The sequence below is a fragment of the Methyloceanibacter caenitepidi genome, from assembly GCF_000828475.1.
In the GTDB taxonomy this organism is placed as follows: Bacteria; Pseudomonadota; Alphaproteobacteria; order Rhizobiales; family Methyloligellaceae; genus Methyloceanibacter; species Methyloceanibacter caenitepidi.
This window is the reverse complement of record NZ_AP014648.1, coordinates 323,651-341,443: the sequence shown is the minus strand read 5'-3', so window position 1 is coordinate 341,443 and position 17,793 is coordinate 323,651. Positions and strand designations below refer to the sequence as shown.

The window sequence follows — 17,793 nt, the reverse complement described above, 5'->3', positions numbered from 1 at the left end:
TTCATAGGCTATCGTACTCGGAGCCTATAGAAGACCGGAAGCCAGGATGGCCGAACAAGACGGAAATCAACTCGCCGACCAGACCAGTCCCTATCTGCGCCAACACAAGGACAATCCCGTCCACTGGCGCCCCTGGGGCCCGGATGCCCTGGCCGAGGCCAAGCGCACCGGCAAGCCCATCCTGCTGTCGGTCGGCTACGCCGCTTGTCATTGGTGCCATGTCATGGCGCATGAAAGTTTCGAGGATCCGGAAACAGCCGCGGTCATGAACGACCTGTTTGTGAACATCAAGGTCGATCGCGAGGAACGGCCGGACGTCGACTCGATCTATATGAACGCGCTGCACATGATCGGCGAGCAAGGCGGCTGGCCGCTGACGATGTTCCTCACGCCGGACGCCGAACCGTTCTGGGGCGGCACCTATTTCCCGAAAGAGCAGCGCTACGGCCGCCCCGCCTTCGTGGACGTCCTCCGCACGGTCGCCCATACGTTTCATGCGGAGCCGCAAAAAATCCGCACCAACGCCGACGCCCTCCGATCCCGGCTGACCCCCACGCAGCCCAAAGGCGAGGCCGTCCCGCTCACCGACGCCACACTTGAGAACTGGACCCAGCGCTTCCTCCAGGCCGTCGACCCTGTGACCGGCGGCCTGCGCGGCGCCCCGAAATTCCCGCAAACGACCTTCTTCTCTCTCCTCTGGCGCGGCGGCCTCCGCTACGACGTGGAGTCCCTGCGGGACGCGGTCGACCTCACGCTGACCCAAATTTGCCAGGGCGGCATCTACGACCATGTGGGCGGCGGCTTCGCCCGCTACAGCGTCGACGAGCGATGGCTCGTCCCTCACTTCGAGAAGATGCTCTACGACAACGCGCTCCTGATCGACCTCATGACCGAGGTCTGGCGCGAGACCAAATCGCCGCTCTTTGCCAAGCGGATCGAGGAGACCGTCGCCTGGCTCCTGCGGGAGATGGTCACGGAAGGCGGCGCCTTCGCCGCGTCTCTGGATGCGGACTCCGAAGGCGAGGAGGGCAAGTTCTATGTCTGGGACTTCGACGAGGTGAAGGCCCTGCTTGGCGCGGAGAACATCGACTTCTTCGCCGACATATACGACGTCACCCCGCCGGGCAATTTTGAGGGGAAGAACATCCCCAATCGTCTGTATACGGTCGACTTGCGCGACGACGACACCGAGGCACGGCTGAAAGGCATGCTGAGGACGCTGTTCGAGGGCCGCTCCCTCCGTATACGTCCTGGTTTCGACGACAAGGTCCTCGCCGATTGGAACGGGCTCGTGGTCGCGGCGCTCGCCAATGCCGCCACAGCCTTCGACAGACCCGAGTGGCTGGAAGCCGCCGAGGCCGCCTTCGATTTCGTCCTTATGCGGATGAGTATGGGCGTGCGGCTCATCCACGCCTATCGCGAAGGTCCGGGCAATGCGCCGGCGACAGCCAGCGACTACGCCAACATGATCCGCGCCGCGCTGGCCCTCGCCAACGCCACGAACAATCCGGAATACGTGGAGCAGGCCTGCGCCTGGACCCATGTCCTCGACAAGCACTACTGGTCGGAAGATCTCGGCGGCTATCACCTGGCGGCCGACGATACGGCCGACATCCTCGTGCGTCCGCTCAACGCGCACGACGATGCCACACCAAACGCCAACGCGATGATGGTGTCGAACCTCGTCGCGCTCGCGTCCTGGACCGGCCATACGACGTATACGGATCGTGCCGAGAGGATCATCGAGGCGTTCGGCCCCGCGATCACCGCCAACCCGGTCGGCCATTCCGGCATGCTGGGGGCGGCGCTCGACCGGCTAGCGCCGGCGCTCATTGTCCTGATGGTGCCGGAAGGCGGCGACCCCACGGCCATGCGTGCGGCACTTCGCGACGTCTCGCTTCCGAACGCCGTGGTGGACGAGGTCTGGGCCGACGAGACCCTGCCGTCCACGTCACCCGCGGCCGGTAAGACCGTCATCGACGGCAAGACCACCGCTTATGTCTGCATCGGCCCGCAATGCTCCTTGCCGGTCACGGAGCCTGAAAAGCTCGTGGAGACGATCAAGACCGCACGAGAGGTGACGGTCGCCTAGCGGCCGCCACTCCAGGCGCAAAATCTACGTATTCATCGAGTCGAAGAACTCGGCGTTGTTCTTGGTCTGCTTCAGCTTGTCGACCAGGAACTCGATCGCATCCATGGTGCCCATGGGGTTCAGGATACGGCGGAGCACGTACATCTTCTTGAGCTGATCCTTGTCGACCAGCAGCTCCTCTTTTCGGGTGCCGGACCGGGCGATGTCGATAGCCGGGAACACGCGCTTGTCGGCGACCTTACGGTCGAGCACGACTTCGGAGTTACCGGTGCCCTTGAACTCTTCGAAGATGACTTCGTCCATGCGACTGCCCGTGTCGATCAGGGCCGTGGCGATGATCGTCAGCGAACCGCCTTCTTCGATATTTCGCGCCGCGCCGAAGAAACGCTTCGGGCGCTGCAGCGCGTTCGCGTCGACACCGCCGGTCAGCACCTTGCCGGAAGAGGGAACCACCGTGTTGTAGGCGCGGCCCAAACGGGTGATCGAGTCCAAGAGGATAACCACATCGCGGCCATGCTCCACCAGGCGCTTGGCCTTCTCGATCACCATCTCGGCTACCTGCACGTGGCGCGCGGCCGGCTCGTCGAAGGTGGAGGACACGACCTCACCCTTCACGGAGCGCTGCATGTCCGTCACTTCTTCCGGGCGCTCGTCGATCAGGAGCACGATCAGATAGCACTCCGGATGATTGGCGGTGATCGCGTGGGCGATATTCTGGAGAATCACGGTCTTACCCGTGCGCGGCTGCGCCACGATCAAGCCACGCTGGCCCTTACCGATGGGCGCCACGATGTCGATGACCCGTCCAGTATGGTCCTTCCGCGTCGGATCCTCCGTCTCCATCTCGAGACGCTCGTCCGGGTAGAGCGGCGTCAGATTGTCGAAATGGATCTTGTGGCGCTGCTTCTCCGGGTCCTCGAAATTGATCGTGTTGACCTTGAGAAGCGCGAAATAGCGTTCGCCTTCCTTGGGGCTTCTGATCTGCCCCTCGACCGTGTCGCCGGTCCGAAGGCCGAAGCGCCGGATCTGCGAGGGCGAAACGTAGATGTCGTCGGGGCCGGCCAGATAGTTCGAATCCGGCGACCGTAGAAAGCCGAATCCGTCCTGCAGCACCTCGACCACGCCCTGGCCGGTGATGTCCACCTCCCGGGCGGCGAGTTGTTTCAGGATCGCGAACATCAGTTCCTGCTTGCGCATGGCGTTCGCGTTCTCGACTTCGACCTCCTCGGCGAAGCTCAAAAGCTCCGTCGGCGATTTGGCCTTCAAATCTTGCAGCTTCATTTCCTGCACGCTGCTAACTCCAATGGGGAAAGGGGTTGTGGTTTGGATTGCCGCGCGCTTACCGGCGCGCGAACGAAGAGAAAAGGAAAGGGATGGTCTATGGCGGGAGGGCGGCGGGACCGCCCCGGCCAGTCGGCGTCGAATGCCGGACTGGAACCTTGAGGCTTAGACTAGATTCGAGTCGACTTATAGCAGAGCCTGCGCCCGCGCGGAATAGACTTGACCTAAAAGCCGCACATTATTTGTGCGCCGACTGATCTGGATCTGAAGACCAGGATTTCTAAAAGGGTTTCACCACCGCCAGAATGACGATGACGATCATCAGGAGCGTCGGGACCTCGTTGGCGATCCTGTAGAAGCGCTGGCTGTGAGTGTTGCGATCCTCGGCGAACTCCCGGGTCCAGCGGGCGAGGGAGCCGGTGAAACCCGAAAGCACCACGACCAGGAGAAGCTTGAGGTGGAACCAGCCCGCCTGGGCCCAATCGACCGCGTAATACGCAAGGATCAACCCGAATATCCAGCTCGCGATCATCGCCGGCGTGATGATCGCCTTCAGGAGCCGCCGTTCCATCACCTTGAACGTCTCGGACTGCTTCGATCCTGTTTCCGCCAAGGTGTGATAGACGAACAGCCGCGGCAGGTAGAGGACGCCTGCCATCCAGGCGATCACCGAGATGATGTGAAACGCCTTGATGTAGAGTAAAAACATAAGTTTTTCAGATCCTTATCCGGCCCACTCGCCATTCACCAGACGGACCAGCCGATCCACGTTCTCAATCGGCGTCTCCGGCAGGATGCCATGGCCGAGATTGAAGATGAACGGCCGGTCGCCGAGCGCCTCCAGGATCTCGTGGACACGCGCATCGAGTTGGGGGCCGCCGGCGACCAACAGCACCGGATCGAGGTTGCCCTGCACGGGCACGAGCGTCTGCAGCGCATCGCGGATCCACCCCACCGGCAGGCTGGTATCGCACCCGACCGCGTCGATTCCCGTTTCTTCGGCGTAGCGGACCGCCGAGGGTCCGGCGCCCCGCGGAAAGCCGATAATGGGGATATCCGGGGCTTGCGCCTTCACCCGCTCCACGATCTCTCGCGTCGGCGCAATGCACCAGCGGGCGAAAGCATCCTCGGGCAAGCTTCCCGACCAGCTATCGAAGATCTGGAGCGCGCGGCACCCGGCCGCGACCTGCCCCAGCAGATAGGTCGTCGATGTCTCCACGATCGTATCGATCAGCGCCCGGAACAGCGGGGGGTCCTCGTAGGAGAGCGCCCGCGCCCGCGCCTGATCCTTGCTGCCCGCCCCTTCGACCATGTAGGTGGCAACGGTCCAGGGCGCCCCACAGAAGCCGATGAGCGGGACTCCGTCCGGCAGCCCGGCCACCACCCGTTCCACGGTCTCATAGACCGGCGAGAGCTTCTCAGGGGCCGCTTCAGGATCGAGCTTCGACAGCGCGGCCGCATCGCGGATGGGATCGAGCTTCGGACCCTCTCCCTCAACGAACGTCACGGACTGACCGAGCGCGAAGGGCACGATCAGAATGTCGGAGAAGACGATCGAGGCATCGAAGGGAAACCGGCGCAGGGGCTGGAGCGTGACCTCGGCCGCCAATTTCGGTGTCAGGCACAAATCCAGGAACGAGGGGACCGTTTTCCGGACCTCCCGGTACTCGGGCAGGTAGCGGCCCGCCTGGCGCATCAGCCACATGGGGGGAGGCGAGCAGGTCTGACCGCTCAAGACGGACAGAAAGGGAGAGTCGGGAAAAGACATGCGTCTCTCTAAAACAAATAAGAAGAGTCTTTAAAAAGGTTTCTGTTGTTTTTGTTATCCCGTGGATAGCGGACATTCATCTTCATCACCACAGTTTCAACAGGCTTCGCATGGCCGAATGCGACGGTTTCGCGATGAAGACGGCCGGCTGTGGCCATGCGTGCCTGAAAAATCGCATAAAAAATTGAAATAACTTGTCTATTTCCGCTACGAAGCGGCTTGGGAACACCCGCATTATCTGTGGGTTGCACCCCCTCGGAGCTGGGGATGAAAAAGGCTATTGTCCCCCCTGCTGACAAACTCCGTCACGATCTAGACACAGACGAATCTGTGAAAAACAAAGCGTATGATTTTCGGGTCAGTGGGGAGAGGCGCAGTACCGCCTAATGTTGCTCCTGTTCCCCGCCCCAGTTATCCAATGGCCGTACAATGGATATCCAACAGCGCACCTTTCATCTTCACATGATCTCCGACGCCACCGGCGAGACGCTCGTGACGATCGCGCGGGCCGTGGGAGTGCAATACGCAGCGGCCCGGGCGATCGAACATCTGCACCCGCTCGTGCGCAGCGAGCGCGAGCTCGAACGCGTGCTGCGAGAGGTCGAGGCGGCGCCGGGCATCGTCCTCTACACGCTGTTCAATCGTGACCTCGCCGAGAAGCTCGAGCAGGCCTGCAAAGGCTTGAACGTTCCCTACGTGGCGCCGCTGCTGAACGTGCTTCAGATTTTCGAATCCTATTTGGGTATGGCCTCCACGCCCATGGTCGGCGGACAGCACCAGCTCAACGCGGACTATTTCCGCCGTATCGAGGCGCTGAACTTCACCATGATGCACGATGATGGGCATTTGCCGGACAATCTGGACGATGCCGACATCATCCTGCTGGGCATCAGCCGTACATCGAAGACGCCGACGAGTATCTATCTCGCAAACCGCGGACTGAAGACCGCCAATGTCCCGCTCGTGCCGGGCGTACCCGTCCCGCCGCAGCTCGAACAAGAGACCAAAGCCTTCGTGGTCGCCCTGGTCGCGAGTCCGGAGCGAATCTCCCAAGTGCGCCACAACCGGGTCATCGAACAGGCCCACGGGCATTTGGACGACTATGTGGATCGTGACGCCATCGCCGCCGAGATCGCGCAAACGCGCCAGCTTTGCGCGCGCCACGGTTGGCCCATCATCGATGTGACGCGCCGGTCGATCGAAGAAACCGCGGCAGCGATCATCCGGCTTTATGACGATCGCGACGCACCGGCCCTCGACACATGACGAACTTTCTCCAAGAGGGTCGCCCGCCCTTGGTCCTCGCCTCCGCTAGCGCCACGCGGCGCAAGCTTCTCGAGGGCGCAGGCCTCACCTTCAGCACGAAAGGCTCGGAACTCGACGAGGCTGCGATGCGCACGGCCATTGGTCTCGAAGGCACGGTGGAGCCGAGTGACGTGGCCGAGGTTCTGGCGCGCGCCAAGGCCGAGGACGTGAGCGCGCAAGTTGGCGATGCGTTCGTGATCGGCGGAGACCAGGTGATGGCCGCCGACGGCAAGATTTACGGGAAGCCGCATTCGATGGAGGATGCAAGGGCCCGGCTTCTCGACCTCAGCGGCAAGAGCCACCAGTTGCACACCGCTGTTGTCGTCGCGACCGGTGGCGCCACGGTCTGGGCCCACACGGATGTCGCGACCCTGACAATGCGGCGTCTATCGCCGGAATTCGTCGGGCGCTATCTCGCTGCCGCGGGCCAAGGCGTGATGGGTTCGGTCGGCGCCTACCAGATCGAATCGCTCGGTATCCAGCTCTTCGAAAAGATCGAAGGCGACTTCTTCTCGATCCTAGGCTTGCCGCTACTCCCGCTCCTCGATGCGCTGCGGCGCGAGGCGGTTATTGAGGGATGACGGGACCATGAGTACGGCACCGCGCGCCTGTGTGATCGGCTGGCCGGTGGAGCACTCCCGCTCGCCGGCGATCCACGGCTATTGGCTCGCCCATTACGGCATCGACGGCGCCTACACCAAAGAGGCCGTTCCGCCGGAGAACTTCCCTGCTTTTTTGAGCACCCTCTCGGAGCACGGCTATGTGGGCGCGAACGTCACGCTGCCGCATAAGGAAGCCGCGTTGCGTACGGTTGATGACGCCGACCCGGCCGCCCGGGCGATCGGCGCCGTCAATACCGTGTGGGTCGATGAGCGCGGCATGCTCCACGGCGCCAACACGGACGCCTATGGCTTCATGACCAACCTCGATGCGTGCGCGCCCGAATGGCGTGAGGGCTACGACGTTGCCATGGTGCTGGGCGCTGGGGGCGCCGCGCGGGCAATCCTTCATGGCCTGATCGAGGCTGGCGTTCCCCGGATCCTCTTGACGAATCGCACGATTGCGAAGGCGGATACACTGGCCCGGGACTTCGGCGATTCCGTCCAGGTCGTTCCCTGGGAGGACAAGGACTCGGCGTTGTCCGCGTGCCGCCTCCTGGTCAACACGACGAGCCTCGGGATGGCGGGCCAAGCCCCGCTCGACATCATGGTGTCGGCCCTTCCCGCGGACGCCGTGGTGGCGGACATTGTTTATGTACCCCTGGAGACGCCCTTGTTGGCCGCGGCCCGCGCGCGCGGGCTGACCGGCGTGGACGGGTTGGGCATGCTACTGCACCAGGCCGTGCCCGGCTTCGAGCGCTGGTTCGGCGTTCGGCCCGAGGTGACCCCCGATCTGCGTGCCCTCGTGGTCGCCACGTTGGAGGCGGGCTGATGCTGGTCATCGGGCTCACGGGCGGGATTGGCATGGGAAAAAGCTCAGCAGCCGCTCATTTCAGGCGCCATGGTGTGCCCGTCTTCGACGCCGACGACTATGTGCACCAGCTCTACGAGGGCGAGGCCGTGCCTTTGATCGAGGACGCCTTTCCGGGGACCACCCGCGACGGTCGGGTCGACCGTACGCTCCTGGCCAAGGAAGTAGCCGGGCGTCCAGATCGGCTCAAGCAACTGGAGGAGATCGTCCATCCGCTGGTGGTGCAGGCGGAGATCGACTTTCTCTGCGACCAAGAAGACGCCGGCGTGCCCATGGCGGTTCTGGAAATACCGCTACTGTTCGAAACGGGCGCCGAGACCCGCGTCGACGTCACGGTTGCCGTCAGCGCGCCCGAAGATGTGCAGCGGCAGCGCGTGCTGGAACGGCTAGGCATGACAGCCGAGAAGTTCGAAGCGCTGCGAGCGCGGCAGCTCGACGATGCGGACCGGCGCGCGCGGGCCGATCACGGGCTTGACAGCGGTTCCAGCTTGGAAAACCTGCAGGCGCAACTCGATGTGCTGATCGAATCGCTTAAGCTACAGGACGGAAGCGTTATGGAGCGCCTGCGCGCTCAGCGTCACTAGCCGAGCGGAGGTCATTCGAACCGGTGCGCGAGATCATACTCGATACGGAAACGACGGGTCTCGAACCCAAAGAGGGACATCGGATCGTCGAGATCGGCTGCGTGGAGCTGGTCAACTCCATTCCCACGGGCCGGACTTGGCACTGCTATCTGAATCCCGAGCGCGACATGCCTGAACAGGCTTTCGCCGTGCACGGGCTCTCCACCGAGTTCCTCGGTGATAAGCCTCTGTTCGCGGACAAGGCCGACGAGTTCCTGGAATTCGTCGAAAGCGCGAGGCTCGTCATTCACAATGCGAAGTTCGACTTCGGCTTCTTGAACGCGGAGCTCGGCTGGGCGTCCAAGCCGCTCCTGACCTGGGACAGAATCGTGGACACGCTGGCGCTGGCGCGGCGGCGCCATCCTGGATCGCCGGCAAGTCTCGATGCTCTGTGCCGCCGCTATGGCATCGACCTCAGCGGGCGCGATCTCCACGGCGCGCTCCTGGACTGCCGTCTGCTGGCCGCCGTCTACGTGGAACTCGTCGGCGGAAAGCAGGCGCGGCTGGAGCTGGCCGGAAACGGAGCGCAGCAGGCCGATCCGGCGGGCAATGCCGTCACGGTCGCCCCGCGCGCGGCGCCGCTGCCCTCGCGCCTGACGGCAGAGGAACGCGAAGCCCATCGCGCCTTCGTCGCCACGTTGGGCGAAGACGCGATCTGGCACCGCTACGAGTGAGTGAATGCTGATGCCTGTCCGGCGTGGTTCGGTCGATCAGCGGGTCTGGCGGAGGACCTAGTTCGGCTGGCTCATGTCGGCTGCGCCGCCCTTCGACAAGTTCTGTGCATAGAGGCGGCCGAAGTCGATGGGATCGAGCATCAGGGGCGGAAACCCGCCATCGCGGACGACGTCCGCGATCACCCGCCGCACGAACGGGAAAAGCAGGGTGGGGCAGTCCACGAACAAGACCGGCTGCAGCATGTTTTCCGGGACATTCTTGATTCGGAACAGGCCGCCAAAGTCGAGTTCGACGTTGTAGATGACGCCCGCGTCGCTTTTGGCGTGCGCCTCGAGATGGACCACGGCCTCGTAAATGTCCTCGCCCCGCGGACCGGCATTGACGTTGACGCCGACCTGGAGCTGGGGGTTCTCGCCGGGGCCCTGCAGCGTCTGCGGCGCGCCCGGGCTCTCGAAGGAGAAATCCTTCACATACTGTGCGAGCACGTTGAGTTGGGCCTGAGAGCCGCCTTCCGCGCCCGCCGGGCCGTCGCCGTTGGTGCCTTTCGGGCTACTCTGTTTGTCGTTCTTGGCCATCTGATCCTCCCTGGGCGCAAACTCCGACCGCTGGCTAACACGGGAGGCGAGCACCACGCAATTCGACAAAGTGCACGGGTGCGCCCGGCCATCCCTTTGGGGTTGGCGTCAGTGAGGGGAATGACGTAAGTTGGCTCTATTACGCAGCCTGTTCGATATGAAAAATGCGCTGCGGCGGGTTGCGACCGCTAGAAAACCCCGTGGCATGCAACAATATCTAAGCTATGGCATTGGTCCACTGACCGCGAGGCGTTTTGCATGAACCGGACCGGATCCGGAACTGGATGGCAGCAAGACTATGAGTGAAGCTTTCGACATCTATACATTGCTGTTTCTGGTTCTCGCGGTGGTGATCTTCATCAGGCTGCGCAGCGTGCTCGGACGCAGGACCGGAAACGAGCGGCAGCCCTTCGATCCTTATTCCAGACCCGACGCCAAGCAGGGCGCGCCGGAGGGCACCGTCGTGGCGCTGCCGCGCGGCCGGAACGCCGAGGTTCCTGTCGGTACCGACACCGGCCCTTCGCCCGAGGACATCGAAGAGCGTCTGGAACGCTATGCCAAGGCGGATAGTCCGCTCGGCAAATCGCTGACCGCCTTGATCAAGGCGGACCCAGGGTTCGACCCCGCACAGTTTCTGGATGGCGCCAAGATGGCCTACGAGATGATCGTGGCCGCTTTTGCCGAGGGCGACGAGAAGACACTCAAGCAGCTCCTGGGCGACGACGTTCTGGAGGGCTTCTCCCGCGCGATCGCGGAGCGCGACGAACGCGGCGAGACCCACCACACGACACTGGTGGGCATCGACAAGGCCGACATGATCGAAGCCGAGGTCAAGGACAAGCAGGCCTTCGTCACGGTCAAGTTCGTGAGCGAGCTCATCTCCGTCACGCGCGATTCCGCCGGAGAGGTCGTTGACGGCGATCCGAAGAAGGTGCGCGAGGTTACGGACATCTGGACATTCGCCCGCGATACGGTGTCCCGCAATCCGAACTGGAAGCTCGTGGCCACCGAGGCAGCGAACTAGCAGTCGGCCTTGACCGGCCCCGCTTACGCAACCCCTTGCAGTTTTGCCGGCCTCGACGGTTGGGCGGAGGACGATCACGCAGCGGCCCTGCGCGCCCTCGTGAACTCGACAATACGCGATGGAGTTGCGCGCCTCCAAGAGGACGAGGCCCGAGGGTACTTCGAATCCGCGTTCAATGCTTTTGCGGCAGCCGCCGACACGCCCGGCTTTGTCACCGGCTATTACGAGCCGGAGCTGCGCGGTTCGATGACCAAGTCACCGCGCTTCCCATTCCCGATCTACGGTCGCCCGCCCGACCTTGTCACGACGATTGTAGAGACACACCGCGCGGCCCACAACGAAAGCCACACCGGGTTTCGTCTCACGTCTGACGGTATGGTTCCGTATTTCACGCGCGCCGAAATAGAAGCGGGCGCGCTCGACGGGAGAGGACACGTCCTCCTGTATACGGACGATCTTGTCGACCTCTTCTTCATGCATGTGCAGGGATCGGGTCTCGTTCACCTCGACGACGGCAGTTCGTTGCGCCTCACCTATGCGGGAAAGAACGGCCATCCGTATACGTCCATTGCACGCGTTCTGGTCGATCGCGGCGAGTTTGAGGCCGGCGGCATCGATATGAGTACGCTGAAGGCCTGGCTTCGAGCCGATCCGGACCGTGGCAAGGCGCTCATGCGGCTGAACCAGTCCTATATCTTCTTTTCCGTCCTTCCGGGTGGCGAGGCGGCGCGAGGCCCGCACGGGGCCGAGGGCGTTCCCCTCACGCCGGGCCGCAGTCTCGCGGTGGATCCCACCTATATCCCGCTCGGCACGCCGGTCTTCGTGACGGCCCCGGACCTTGCCGGCGACGACGGGCGGCCCTTCCGCCGTCTGATGATCGCTCAGGACGTAGGCTCGGCGATCCGGGGGCCACAGCGCGGCGACATTTTCTTCGGGACCGGCGAGGCCGCGGGTGCGCTTTCCGGGCGCACGCGCCACGCGGCGCGGTTTCATGTCCTGATGCGGAAGCGTTAAGGCGCTTTGCGCTAGGGTGCGGTTATGGCCAAAGAGAAATCAGGCAAGGTTAAGCCATCAAAGAAGGGTGCGGAGTCCGGCCGTCTCGAGGACGACGCGGCGCTGTGGGCGCGCGTGGCCGAGACCGCCCATCCACTTGCCAAGAAGAACCGTTTCGTCGATGTGGCAATGCCGCTCAAGGCTCCCGCAAGGCCATCGCCGTCAAAACAACCGAAGGCGGCCGAGGTGATGCCCACTATTGCGCCGGAGCTTCAGCCGAGCCCCGGGACCAGCGCCGGCAAAGTCAGCGTCACGAAAGCTTTCTCGCCAAAGGAAGGTCTCGACCGGCAAACCGCGCGCAAGCTCGACAAGGGCCATCTCGCCATCGACGCGCGGATCGATCTGCATGGGATGCGCCAGCGCGAGGCCCATAGCGCCCTGCGGAAATTCCTGCAGTGGGCGCGGGGTAAGGACTATCGCCATGTCCTGGTCATCACCGGCAAGGGGTCGCTGCGCGCCGAGGACAGAAGCTTCTATGACGAAGAAGCGCGGGGCGTGCTGCGCCAGGCGGTGCCGCGTTGGCTGTCCCACGGGGACCTGGCGCCGCTGATCGTAAGCTTTTCGGATGCCCCCCGCCGGCTCGGCGGCGAAGGCGCGCTCTATGTGCGGCTGCGGCGGGCGGACCGCCGGCGCTGACTGGCCGCGCGGCACCTGTTGCGCGCGTGCAAATGTAATTCTAAGTTGAGTGCATAAGCGGGGACCGTAGCTACGCCAAGCATTGGTGAGGGAGCCCCTCGTCATGTCCCGTCGCATTCTCAGTCACTGTCTTTCGTTGCCGGGCGCCTTTCTGCTGGTCGGGCTGTCGCTTATCGTGGCGGGCCCCACTGTGGCGCAGGCTCCGGGCGTGACCGAGGAGAGCTTCACTGCGGAGGTGATCGAGGCGTCCAAACACACGGCGGTCTTCGTGAATCTCTATGCGGTTTGGTGCCGGCCCTGCCGCCCGTTGTTCCAGAAGCTGGAGACGGCCGCGGCTGGCCAAGATGGGCGCGTCAAGCTCGTCAGTTTGGATATCGATTCAAATCCACGCACGGTGGAGGCGATCCTCATGATGCTTGATCAGCAAGACATCAAGAGACCGCCCAACATGCAGATTCCGGCGGTGGTCGCGTTTCGCGACGGTAAGCCGATGGGGCTCATGATCGGCGCACATTACGACATCGAGGCGCTTCGGGAGTTTTTCGACAAGAACACTGGCTCGTGAACGGCGCACCGGGTCGTGGAGACGACTGATGCTCGGATACAGGACTCTTGGAACCGTTCTGTCGGCAGCATTAGTAGCCGCTGTCGGCGTTGATGCCGCGGCCAGTCCGGCGTGTCGCGGCAAGCAGGATGCTTGCACCGCGCTTACCCTGAGTGAAGACGGTTGCAAGCTTACCAACAGTGCCGACACGGAGATACAGGTTCTCGTCTTCCTGAAGAGCGGCAGCTTCTCGAGCTACACCATCCCACCAGGTCAAACCCGCAAAGCATACGCCGCCGACGGCTGTCTGGATCCCGACAAGAACCTCGCCAACTATCAAGTCGTCCTGTCGCCCCCTCCCCTCGGCGGCGCCGGAAAAAAGGGGCCAAACTGCACGGGTGATTCCTGCCAAGCGGTCTCGCTGACAAAGAAGGACGGGTGCTACTGGCTCCAAAGCCGGGCGACCGAGCCGGTCATCATTGCGGTCAAAACCGGTGGTAAGACGCAAAGGTACGGAATGGAGGCCGCGTCGCTCGGGCCGTCCCGCGGCGCCGACAGATTCGCAGGAACGTACGGCAAGACGTACGACCCGTTTATGCAGGCCGACTACGGTACCTTCTCGGTGAAGATCAGAGGATCCAAGGACTGCATCGCCGACAAGAGCGAGATCGATACCTATGCCGCGCATGCGGCCGAGGAAGGGACTGCGGTCGCCGGCATCGCCAACCTCTTGTCGCAGCCTGCCGCGCGATCGAAGCAAGCCGCCGCGCCGGGGCAACCGAAGGGCAAGGCCAGGCACTCGCCGATGCGCCCGTGTAGCGGCGACGCCTGCGATGTTCTCTTCGCCGAACGTGGGCGGCTGGAAAAGTGCCAGATCCTCAACGGCGGGCAGCGGCCCATCAAAGTCCGCGTGACACAACATAGCGGGGGCGCCTGGACGTTTCACTCGTTGGCGCCGGGAGTCGAGACGAAGATGAGTACGCCGCTGGGCTGTGTCGCTGCCAACGACATTGCCAGCTTCGAGGCGAGCTACGTGAAGTGAGTCGGCATAGATGGCGGGAGGGCAGCGATGCTCAAGATCGAAACTTCGTGCCTCAGAGTTCTTGCGGCGATGTTCGTCGTCTTCAGCTTTGCCCTGCCAGCCACGCAAGCTGCCAGGGCGGACATGTATTCCACGCTCACCGAGGATACGTGCTGGGTCACCACCGCAACCACTGACGAGGCATTAAAGGCCAAAAAGTATCGTGAAGCGATCGCGGGCTACACCAAAGCGATCGATTGGACCGCAAAGACCTGTGGCCAGACGTTGGCCGCCAAGAACGTTTTCGCCAAGGAGGAGCTGAAGAAGAGCCATCTGGGCCGCGCCATTGCCGCGACGGGTCAGGGCGACTATGACCTCGCGGTGCGCGATATCGCCTTGCTGCTCGACGCACACTTCGAGGGGCTCTGGAAAATTCGACCCCACATGCGGGCGCTGTTCAACAATGACTCGATGGCACAACCGGCACCAGCCGTGTTCCTGGACTGGACGCTCGGGGTCGTGAACAAGGCCATCGAGCGCAATCCCAAGACATCGGTCTACCGCGCGGCACGCGCGGACATCTATGAAAAGCGAGAAGACTTCCAAGAGGCGCTCGCCGAGCGCAACGCGCAGGTCGAATACGCGCAGAACAACGAGGACAAGGCCCGGGCCTATTATGATCGGGCCTTCACCCGCTATCGGATCGGCGACAAAGAGGGACGGCTTGCAGATCTCAGCAGTGGGATCGGCTTCGATCCTGAACCCGAGGCCCGGCGCTATGCGGACCGTGCGGCCCTCTACAAGCAGTTCGGTCGGATCGACGAGGCCATCGCCGACTACACCAAAGCGATGAGCGACGAGACGGCCTACCGGTACAAAGATTATCTGAAAGCGCGCGCGGACCTTTATCGCGAGTACGGTAAGCTCGACGCGGCGGCCAAGGATTTCGAGAAGCTCGTCGCACTCAACGCCAAGAATGCGGACTATCTTCATGGCTTGCTGCTCGTGCGCACGCAGCAGGGTGACGCCCGCCAAGCGAAACGACTGCGCGCGCAAATCGACAAGCTCAAACCCGATTATCTCGATAATCCGGAGCGGGCCTGCGAACTGGCAACGGCAGGCCCTGCGCCGACCGGACCCGCCATACCGCCTGCGACGCTGCGCGACGTCTGGAGCATGGGAGAAGTCGCGGCCCTGGCGCCAATCCAACATCTGATCGGCAAGCCCAATGCCACGATCGACAAGGCCTGGGACGTCATGTCAAATCTCGTTCGCGCCGAGCAGAAGGCAGCGGGAGAGCCGCCGCGCGGGCTCGCCCAAATTCCCAAATTCGACGGATCGAAATCCGACCAGCTCAAGCAGACGATCGGCTTCATTTTCCGTCAAGCGAAGGTGGCCGAGGCGGCGCTCGAAAAGAAATACGGCAAGAGAGCCGCCGCGGTGTTCGCCGTCTCCAATGCCGGCTATCTGGCAGCGACGCTCAATGGCATGGGCGTGCCCAACGTCAATGTCCAGCTTGGCAAGATGATCGCGGCCGACGCGCCCGCGAGCGGGCTGCCGTGCGGTGTGTGGGCCGACACTGTCGCCAAGATCGAGGGCAAAGCCAAGCCAGCTGAAATCACCAAGACTTGGGACACGGGCCGGAAAAGAGCGCGGGAGGTTCTGGCCGATCCAGCGCCGAAGCCGGAGAAAAAGTCGGAGGCGGCGCCCGAAAAGCCGAACGCGGACGCCAAGAACGCAGCCGCGGAGACGAAACCCGCGAAATCTACGGGATTGCGAGAGTGCGACGATCAAGACATCGCGCTGCTCCTAGAGGGAGCAGACCCGAACACGATGCCCCCGTGCGACCCCTAGCGTGGGACATCGGCCTCCAGCGTGCGAAGGATAAGGTCTGCCCGCTCGGCGACGCTGGCCTTGGGCAAAATCGTGATCTCGTAACCGAGCATGCGATAGGCGGCGAGGAGTCGGTCGTACTCTTCGGCTGCGGCCTCGAGATCGTGTTGCCGCTCCTCGTCTTGCCCGTAGATCTCGGGCCAGGGTGGCGTTAGAAACACGCGCCGATGATAGGGGTGTGTTCGACCTAGGTCGTCCAGGACTCGGTCGCCGCTGGCGTGTTCCAGGGCCGAAGCGGCATCGACAAGGCTGCGGTCGAAGAAGACCCAACTGTCGGATTTCGCGTTGGCTTCCCAGTCGGAAGCCGCCGCCGAAATGGCCCGCCGTGCGAATGCAGCAAGATCGATCCAGGGCAAAGCCGACCCGTTCGATGCCAATTCTTCACGAACGATCCGCCGGCCGGGCTCCTCGACCACGCTAAAACCGCGTTCGCGCAGCGCTTCGAGCAAGGTGGACTTACCCCCGCCTGAGCAGCCGGAGATCACGACACGGCGATCCATGGGACGTTCGCTCTAAAGAATGAATTTCGAGAGGTCGGCGTTCTTGGCGAGGTCGCCGATATGCTCGCGCACATACGCGGCATCGATTGTGATGGCCTCGCCGCTCTTGTCGGAGGCGCCGAAGGAGATGTCGTCCAGAATACGCTCCATCACCGTCATCAGGCGGCGTGCGCCGATATTCTCGACGGAGGTGTTCACCTCCACGGCGATGTCGGCGATCGCATCGATAGCATCTTCGGTGAACTCCAGCGCCACACCTTCGGTCTTCATCAGCGCCACGTATTGATTGATGAGGCAGGCTTTGGGCTCCGTTAGGATCCGGCGGAAGTCCTCGCGGGTGAGCGCGCGCAGCTCAACGCGGATCGGCAGGCGCCCCTGCAGTTCGGGCAATAGATCCGAGGGCTTGGCGATGTGGAACGCGCCCGAGGCAATGAAGAGTATGTGGTCCGTCTTCACGGGCCCGTACTTCGTGCCGACGGTCGTGCCCTCGATCAGCGGCAGGAGGTCGCGCTGCACGCCTTCGCGGCTGACGTCGGCGCCGGCCCGGTCCGAGCGGGCGCAGATCTTGTCGATTTCGTCGAGGAAAACGATGCCGTTGTTCTCGACGTTGCGGATGGCTTCCTGGATCATCATGTCGTCGTCGATGAGCTTGTCGGATTCCTCCGCCATCAGAATCTCGAAGGAGTCCTCGACGGTCACTTTCCGCGAGCGTGTGCGCTGGCCGAGCGCCTTGCCGAGCATGTCGGAAAGGTTGATCATGCCGACTTGGCTGCCGGGCATGCCGGGAATCTCAAACGACGGCATGCCGCCCGTATCAGCCACCTGAATCTCGATTTCCTTGTCGTCAAGCTCGTTGTTCCGAAGCTTCTTCCGGAACGACTCGCGCGTGGCGCTGCCGGCGCCGGGGCCCACGAGTGCGTCTATCACGCGCTCCTCCGCGTTCACTTGCGCGCGCGCCGAAACCTCTTTGCGCTTTGCGTCGCGTACGAGACCGATACCCGCCTCGATCAGATCACGGACGATCTGCTCCACGTCGCGGCCCACGTAGCCGACCTCGGTGAACTTGGTCGCTTCGATCTTGATGAAGGGCGCGTTGGCGAGCTTGGCCAGGCGGCGGGAAATCTCGGTCTTGCCGACGCCAGTGGGGCCGATCATCAGGATGTTCTTCGGCAAAACCTCCTCGCGCATGTCCTCGTCGAGCTGCTGACGCCGCCAGCGGTTGCGCAAGGCAATAGCCACGGCGCGCTTGGCGTCGCTTTGGCCGACGATGTGGCGGTCGAGTTCGGAGACGATTTCGCGGGGGGAGAATGCGGTCATACAGATACTGACAGAT

The 17,793-nt window shown here is 63.1% G+C and carries 19 protein-coding genes; 12 read left to right on the top strand and 7 right to left on the bottom strand.

Annotation, left to right across the window (positions count from 1 at the left end; genetic code table 11):
• Window positions 1-46: 46 nt before the first annotated feature.
• Window positions 47-2,092, top strand: a complete 2,046-nt coding sequence (locus GL4_RS01595) for a thioredoxin domain-containing protein (RefSeq protein ID WP_045363825.1) — start codon at window positions 47-49, stop codon at window positions 2,090-2,092.
• A gap of 24 nt (window positions 2,093-2,116) precedes the next feature.
• Here GL4_RS01595 and rho read toward each other — a convergent pair whose 3' ends face one another.
• The 4 genes from rho to GL4_RS17680 all read right to left on the bottom strand — a co-directional run bounded on the left by rho (window position 2,117) and on the right by GL4_RS17680 (window position 5,392).
• Window positions 2,117-3,382, bottom strand: a complete 1,266-nt coding sequence (gene rho / locus GL4_RS01590) for a transcription termination factor Rho (RefSeq protein WP_045363822.1) — start codon at window positions 3,380-3,382, stop codon at window positions 2,117-2,119.
• 271 nt (window positions 3,383-3,653) lie between these two features.
• The gene (gene hemJ / locus GL4_RS01585; RefSeq protein WP_045363819.1) at window positions 3,654-4,082 is read right to left on the bottom strand and encodes a protoporphyrinogen oxidase HemJ; all 429 of its coding nucleotides are present in this window, start codon (window positions 4,080-4,082) and stop codon (window positions 3,654-3,656) included.
• Between the two features lie 15 nt (window positions 4,083-4,097).
• Complete coding sequence (gene hemE, locus GL4_RS01580; RefSeq protein ID WP_045363816.1) at window positions 4,098-5,141, bottom strand: uroporphyrinogen decarboxylase; 1,044 nt, start codon at window positions 5,139-5,141, stop codon at window positions 4,098-4,100.
• Between the two features lie 8 nt (window positions 5,142-5,149).
• Complete coding sequence (locus tag GL4_RS17680) at window positions 5,150-5,392, bottom strand: hypothetical protein (protein ID WP_172653270.1); 243 nt, start codon at window positions 5,390-5,392, stop codon at window positions 5,150-5,152.
• 178 nt (window positions 5,393-5,570) lie between these two features.
• Here GL4_RS17680 and GL4_RS01575 point away from each other — a divergent pair, with 178 nt between their 5' ends.
• The 5 genes from GL4_RS01575 to dnaQ are packed head-to-tail and all read left to right on the top strand — an operon-like array spanning window position 5,571 to window position 9,213.
• Complete coding sequence (locus GL4_RS01575; RefSeq protein WP_045363813.1) at window positions 5,571-6,407, top strand: pyruvate, water dikinase regulatory protein; 837 nt, start codon at window positions 5,571-5,573, stop codon at window positions 6,405-6,407.
• On the top strand, window positions 6,404-7,027 hold the full coding sequence (locus GL4_RS01570; RefSeq protein WP_045363810.1) for a Maf family nucleotide pyrophosphatase: 624 nt from the start codon (window positions 6,404-6,406) through the stop codon (window positions 7,025-7,027). Before GL4_RS01575 ends, GL4_RS01570 begins: the two co-directional genes overlap by 4 nt.
• Window positions 7,028-7,034: 7 nt before the next feature.
• A complete protein-coding gene (locus GL4_RS01565; RefSeq protein ID WP_045363807.1) occupies window positions 7,035-7,877 on the top strand; it encodes a shikimate dehydrogenase in 843 nt (280 codons plus the stop codon).
• A complete protein-coding gene (gene coaE / locus GL4_RS01560; protein WP_045363804.1) occupies window positions 7,877-8,500 on the top strand; it encodes a dephospho-CoA kinase in 624 nt (207 codons plus the stop codon). Before GL4_RS01565 ends, coaE begins: the two co-directional genes overlap by 1 nt.
• 23 nt (window positions 8,501-8,523) lie before the next feature.
• Window positions 8,524-9,213: a DNA polymerase III subunit epsilon gene (gene dnaQ, locus GL4_RS01555; RefSeq protein ID WP_045363802.1), complete on the top strand. Its 690-nt coding sequence runs from the start codon at window positions 8,524-8,526 to the stop codon at window positions 9,211-9,213.
• A 57-nt stretch (window positions 9,214-9,270) separates the two neighbouring features.
• On the opposite strand, the gene secB is transcribed toward dnaQ, so the two are convergent.
• Window positions 9,271-9,789: a protein-export chaperone SecB gene (secB, locus tag GL4_RS01550; protein WP_045363799.1), complete on the bottom strand. Its 519-nt coding sequence runs from the start codon at window positions 9,787-9,789 to the stop codon at window positions 9,271-9,273.
• A 298-nt stretch (window positions 9,790-10,087) separates the two neighbouring features.
• Between secB and GL4_RS01545 the strand changes: the two genes are divergently transcribed.
• The 6 genes from GL4_RS01545 (at window position 10,088) to GL4_RS01520 (ending at window position 15,921) form a co-directional block, all read left to right on the top strand.
• Complete coding sequence (locus GL4_RS01545) at window positions 10,088-10,813, top strand: Tim44/TimA family putative adaptor protein (RefSeq protein ID WP_045363795.1); 726 nt, start codon at window positions 10,088-10,090, stop codon at window positions 10,811-10,813.
• Window positions 10,814-10,822: 9 nt separating this feature from the next.
• Entirely contained in the window at window positions 10,823-11,827 is a 1,005-nt protein-coding gene (gene mltA / locus GL4_RS01540; protein ID WP_045363792.1) for a murein transglycosylase A, read from the top strand.
• Between the two features lie 24 nt (window positions 11,828-11,851).
• Entirely contained in the window at window positions 11,852-12,502 is a 651-nt protein-coding gene (locus GL4_RS01535; RefSeq protein WP_045363789.1) for a Smr/MutS family protein, read from the top strand.
• Between the two features lie 103 nt (window positions 12,503-12,605).
• Window positions 12,606-13,067, top strand: coding sequence for a thioredoxin family protein (locus tag GL4_RS01530; protein WP_045363786.1), 462 nt, complete (start codon window positions 12,606-12,608; stop codon window positions 13,065-13,067).
• Window positions 13,068-13,095: 28 nt separating this feature from the next.
• Complete coding sequence (locus GL4_RS01525; RefSeq protein ID WP_045363783.1) at window positions 13,096-14,088, top strand: hypothetical protein; 993 nt, start codon at window positions 13,096-13,098, stop codon at window positions 14,086-14,088.
• A gap of 27 nt (window positions 14,089-14,115) precedes the next feature.
• Window positions 14,116-15,921: a tetratricopeptide repeat protein gene (locus GL4_RS01520; protein WP_045363780.1), complete on the top strand. Its 1,806-nt coding sequence runs from the start codon at window positions 14,116-14,118 to the stop codon at window positions 15,919-15,921.
• Here GL4_RS01520 and GL4_RS01515 read toward each other — a convergent pair.
• Both GL4_RS01515 and hslU read right to left on the bottom strand, forming a co-directional pair.
• A complete protein-coding gene (locus GL4_RS01515; RefSeq protein WP_045363776.1) occupies window positions 15,918-16,460 on the bottom strand; it encodes an AAA family ATPase in 543 nt (180 codons plus the stop codon). The genes GL4_RS01520 and GL4_RS01515 overlap by 4 nt on opposite strands.
• A gap of 12 nt (window positions 16,461-16,472) precedes the next feature.
• A complete protein-coding gene (gene hslU / locus GL4_RS01510) occupies window positions 16,473-17,777 on the bottom strand; it encodes an ATP-dependent protease ATPase subunit HslU (RefSeq protein WP_045363772.1) in 1,305 nt (434 codons plus the stop codon).
• Window positions 17,778-17,793 lie beyond the last annotated feature (16 nt).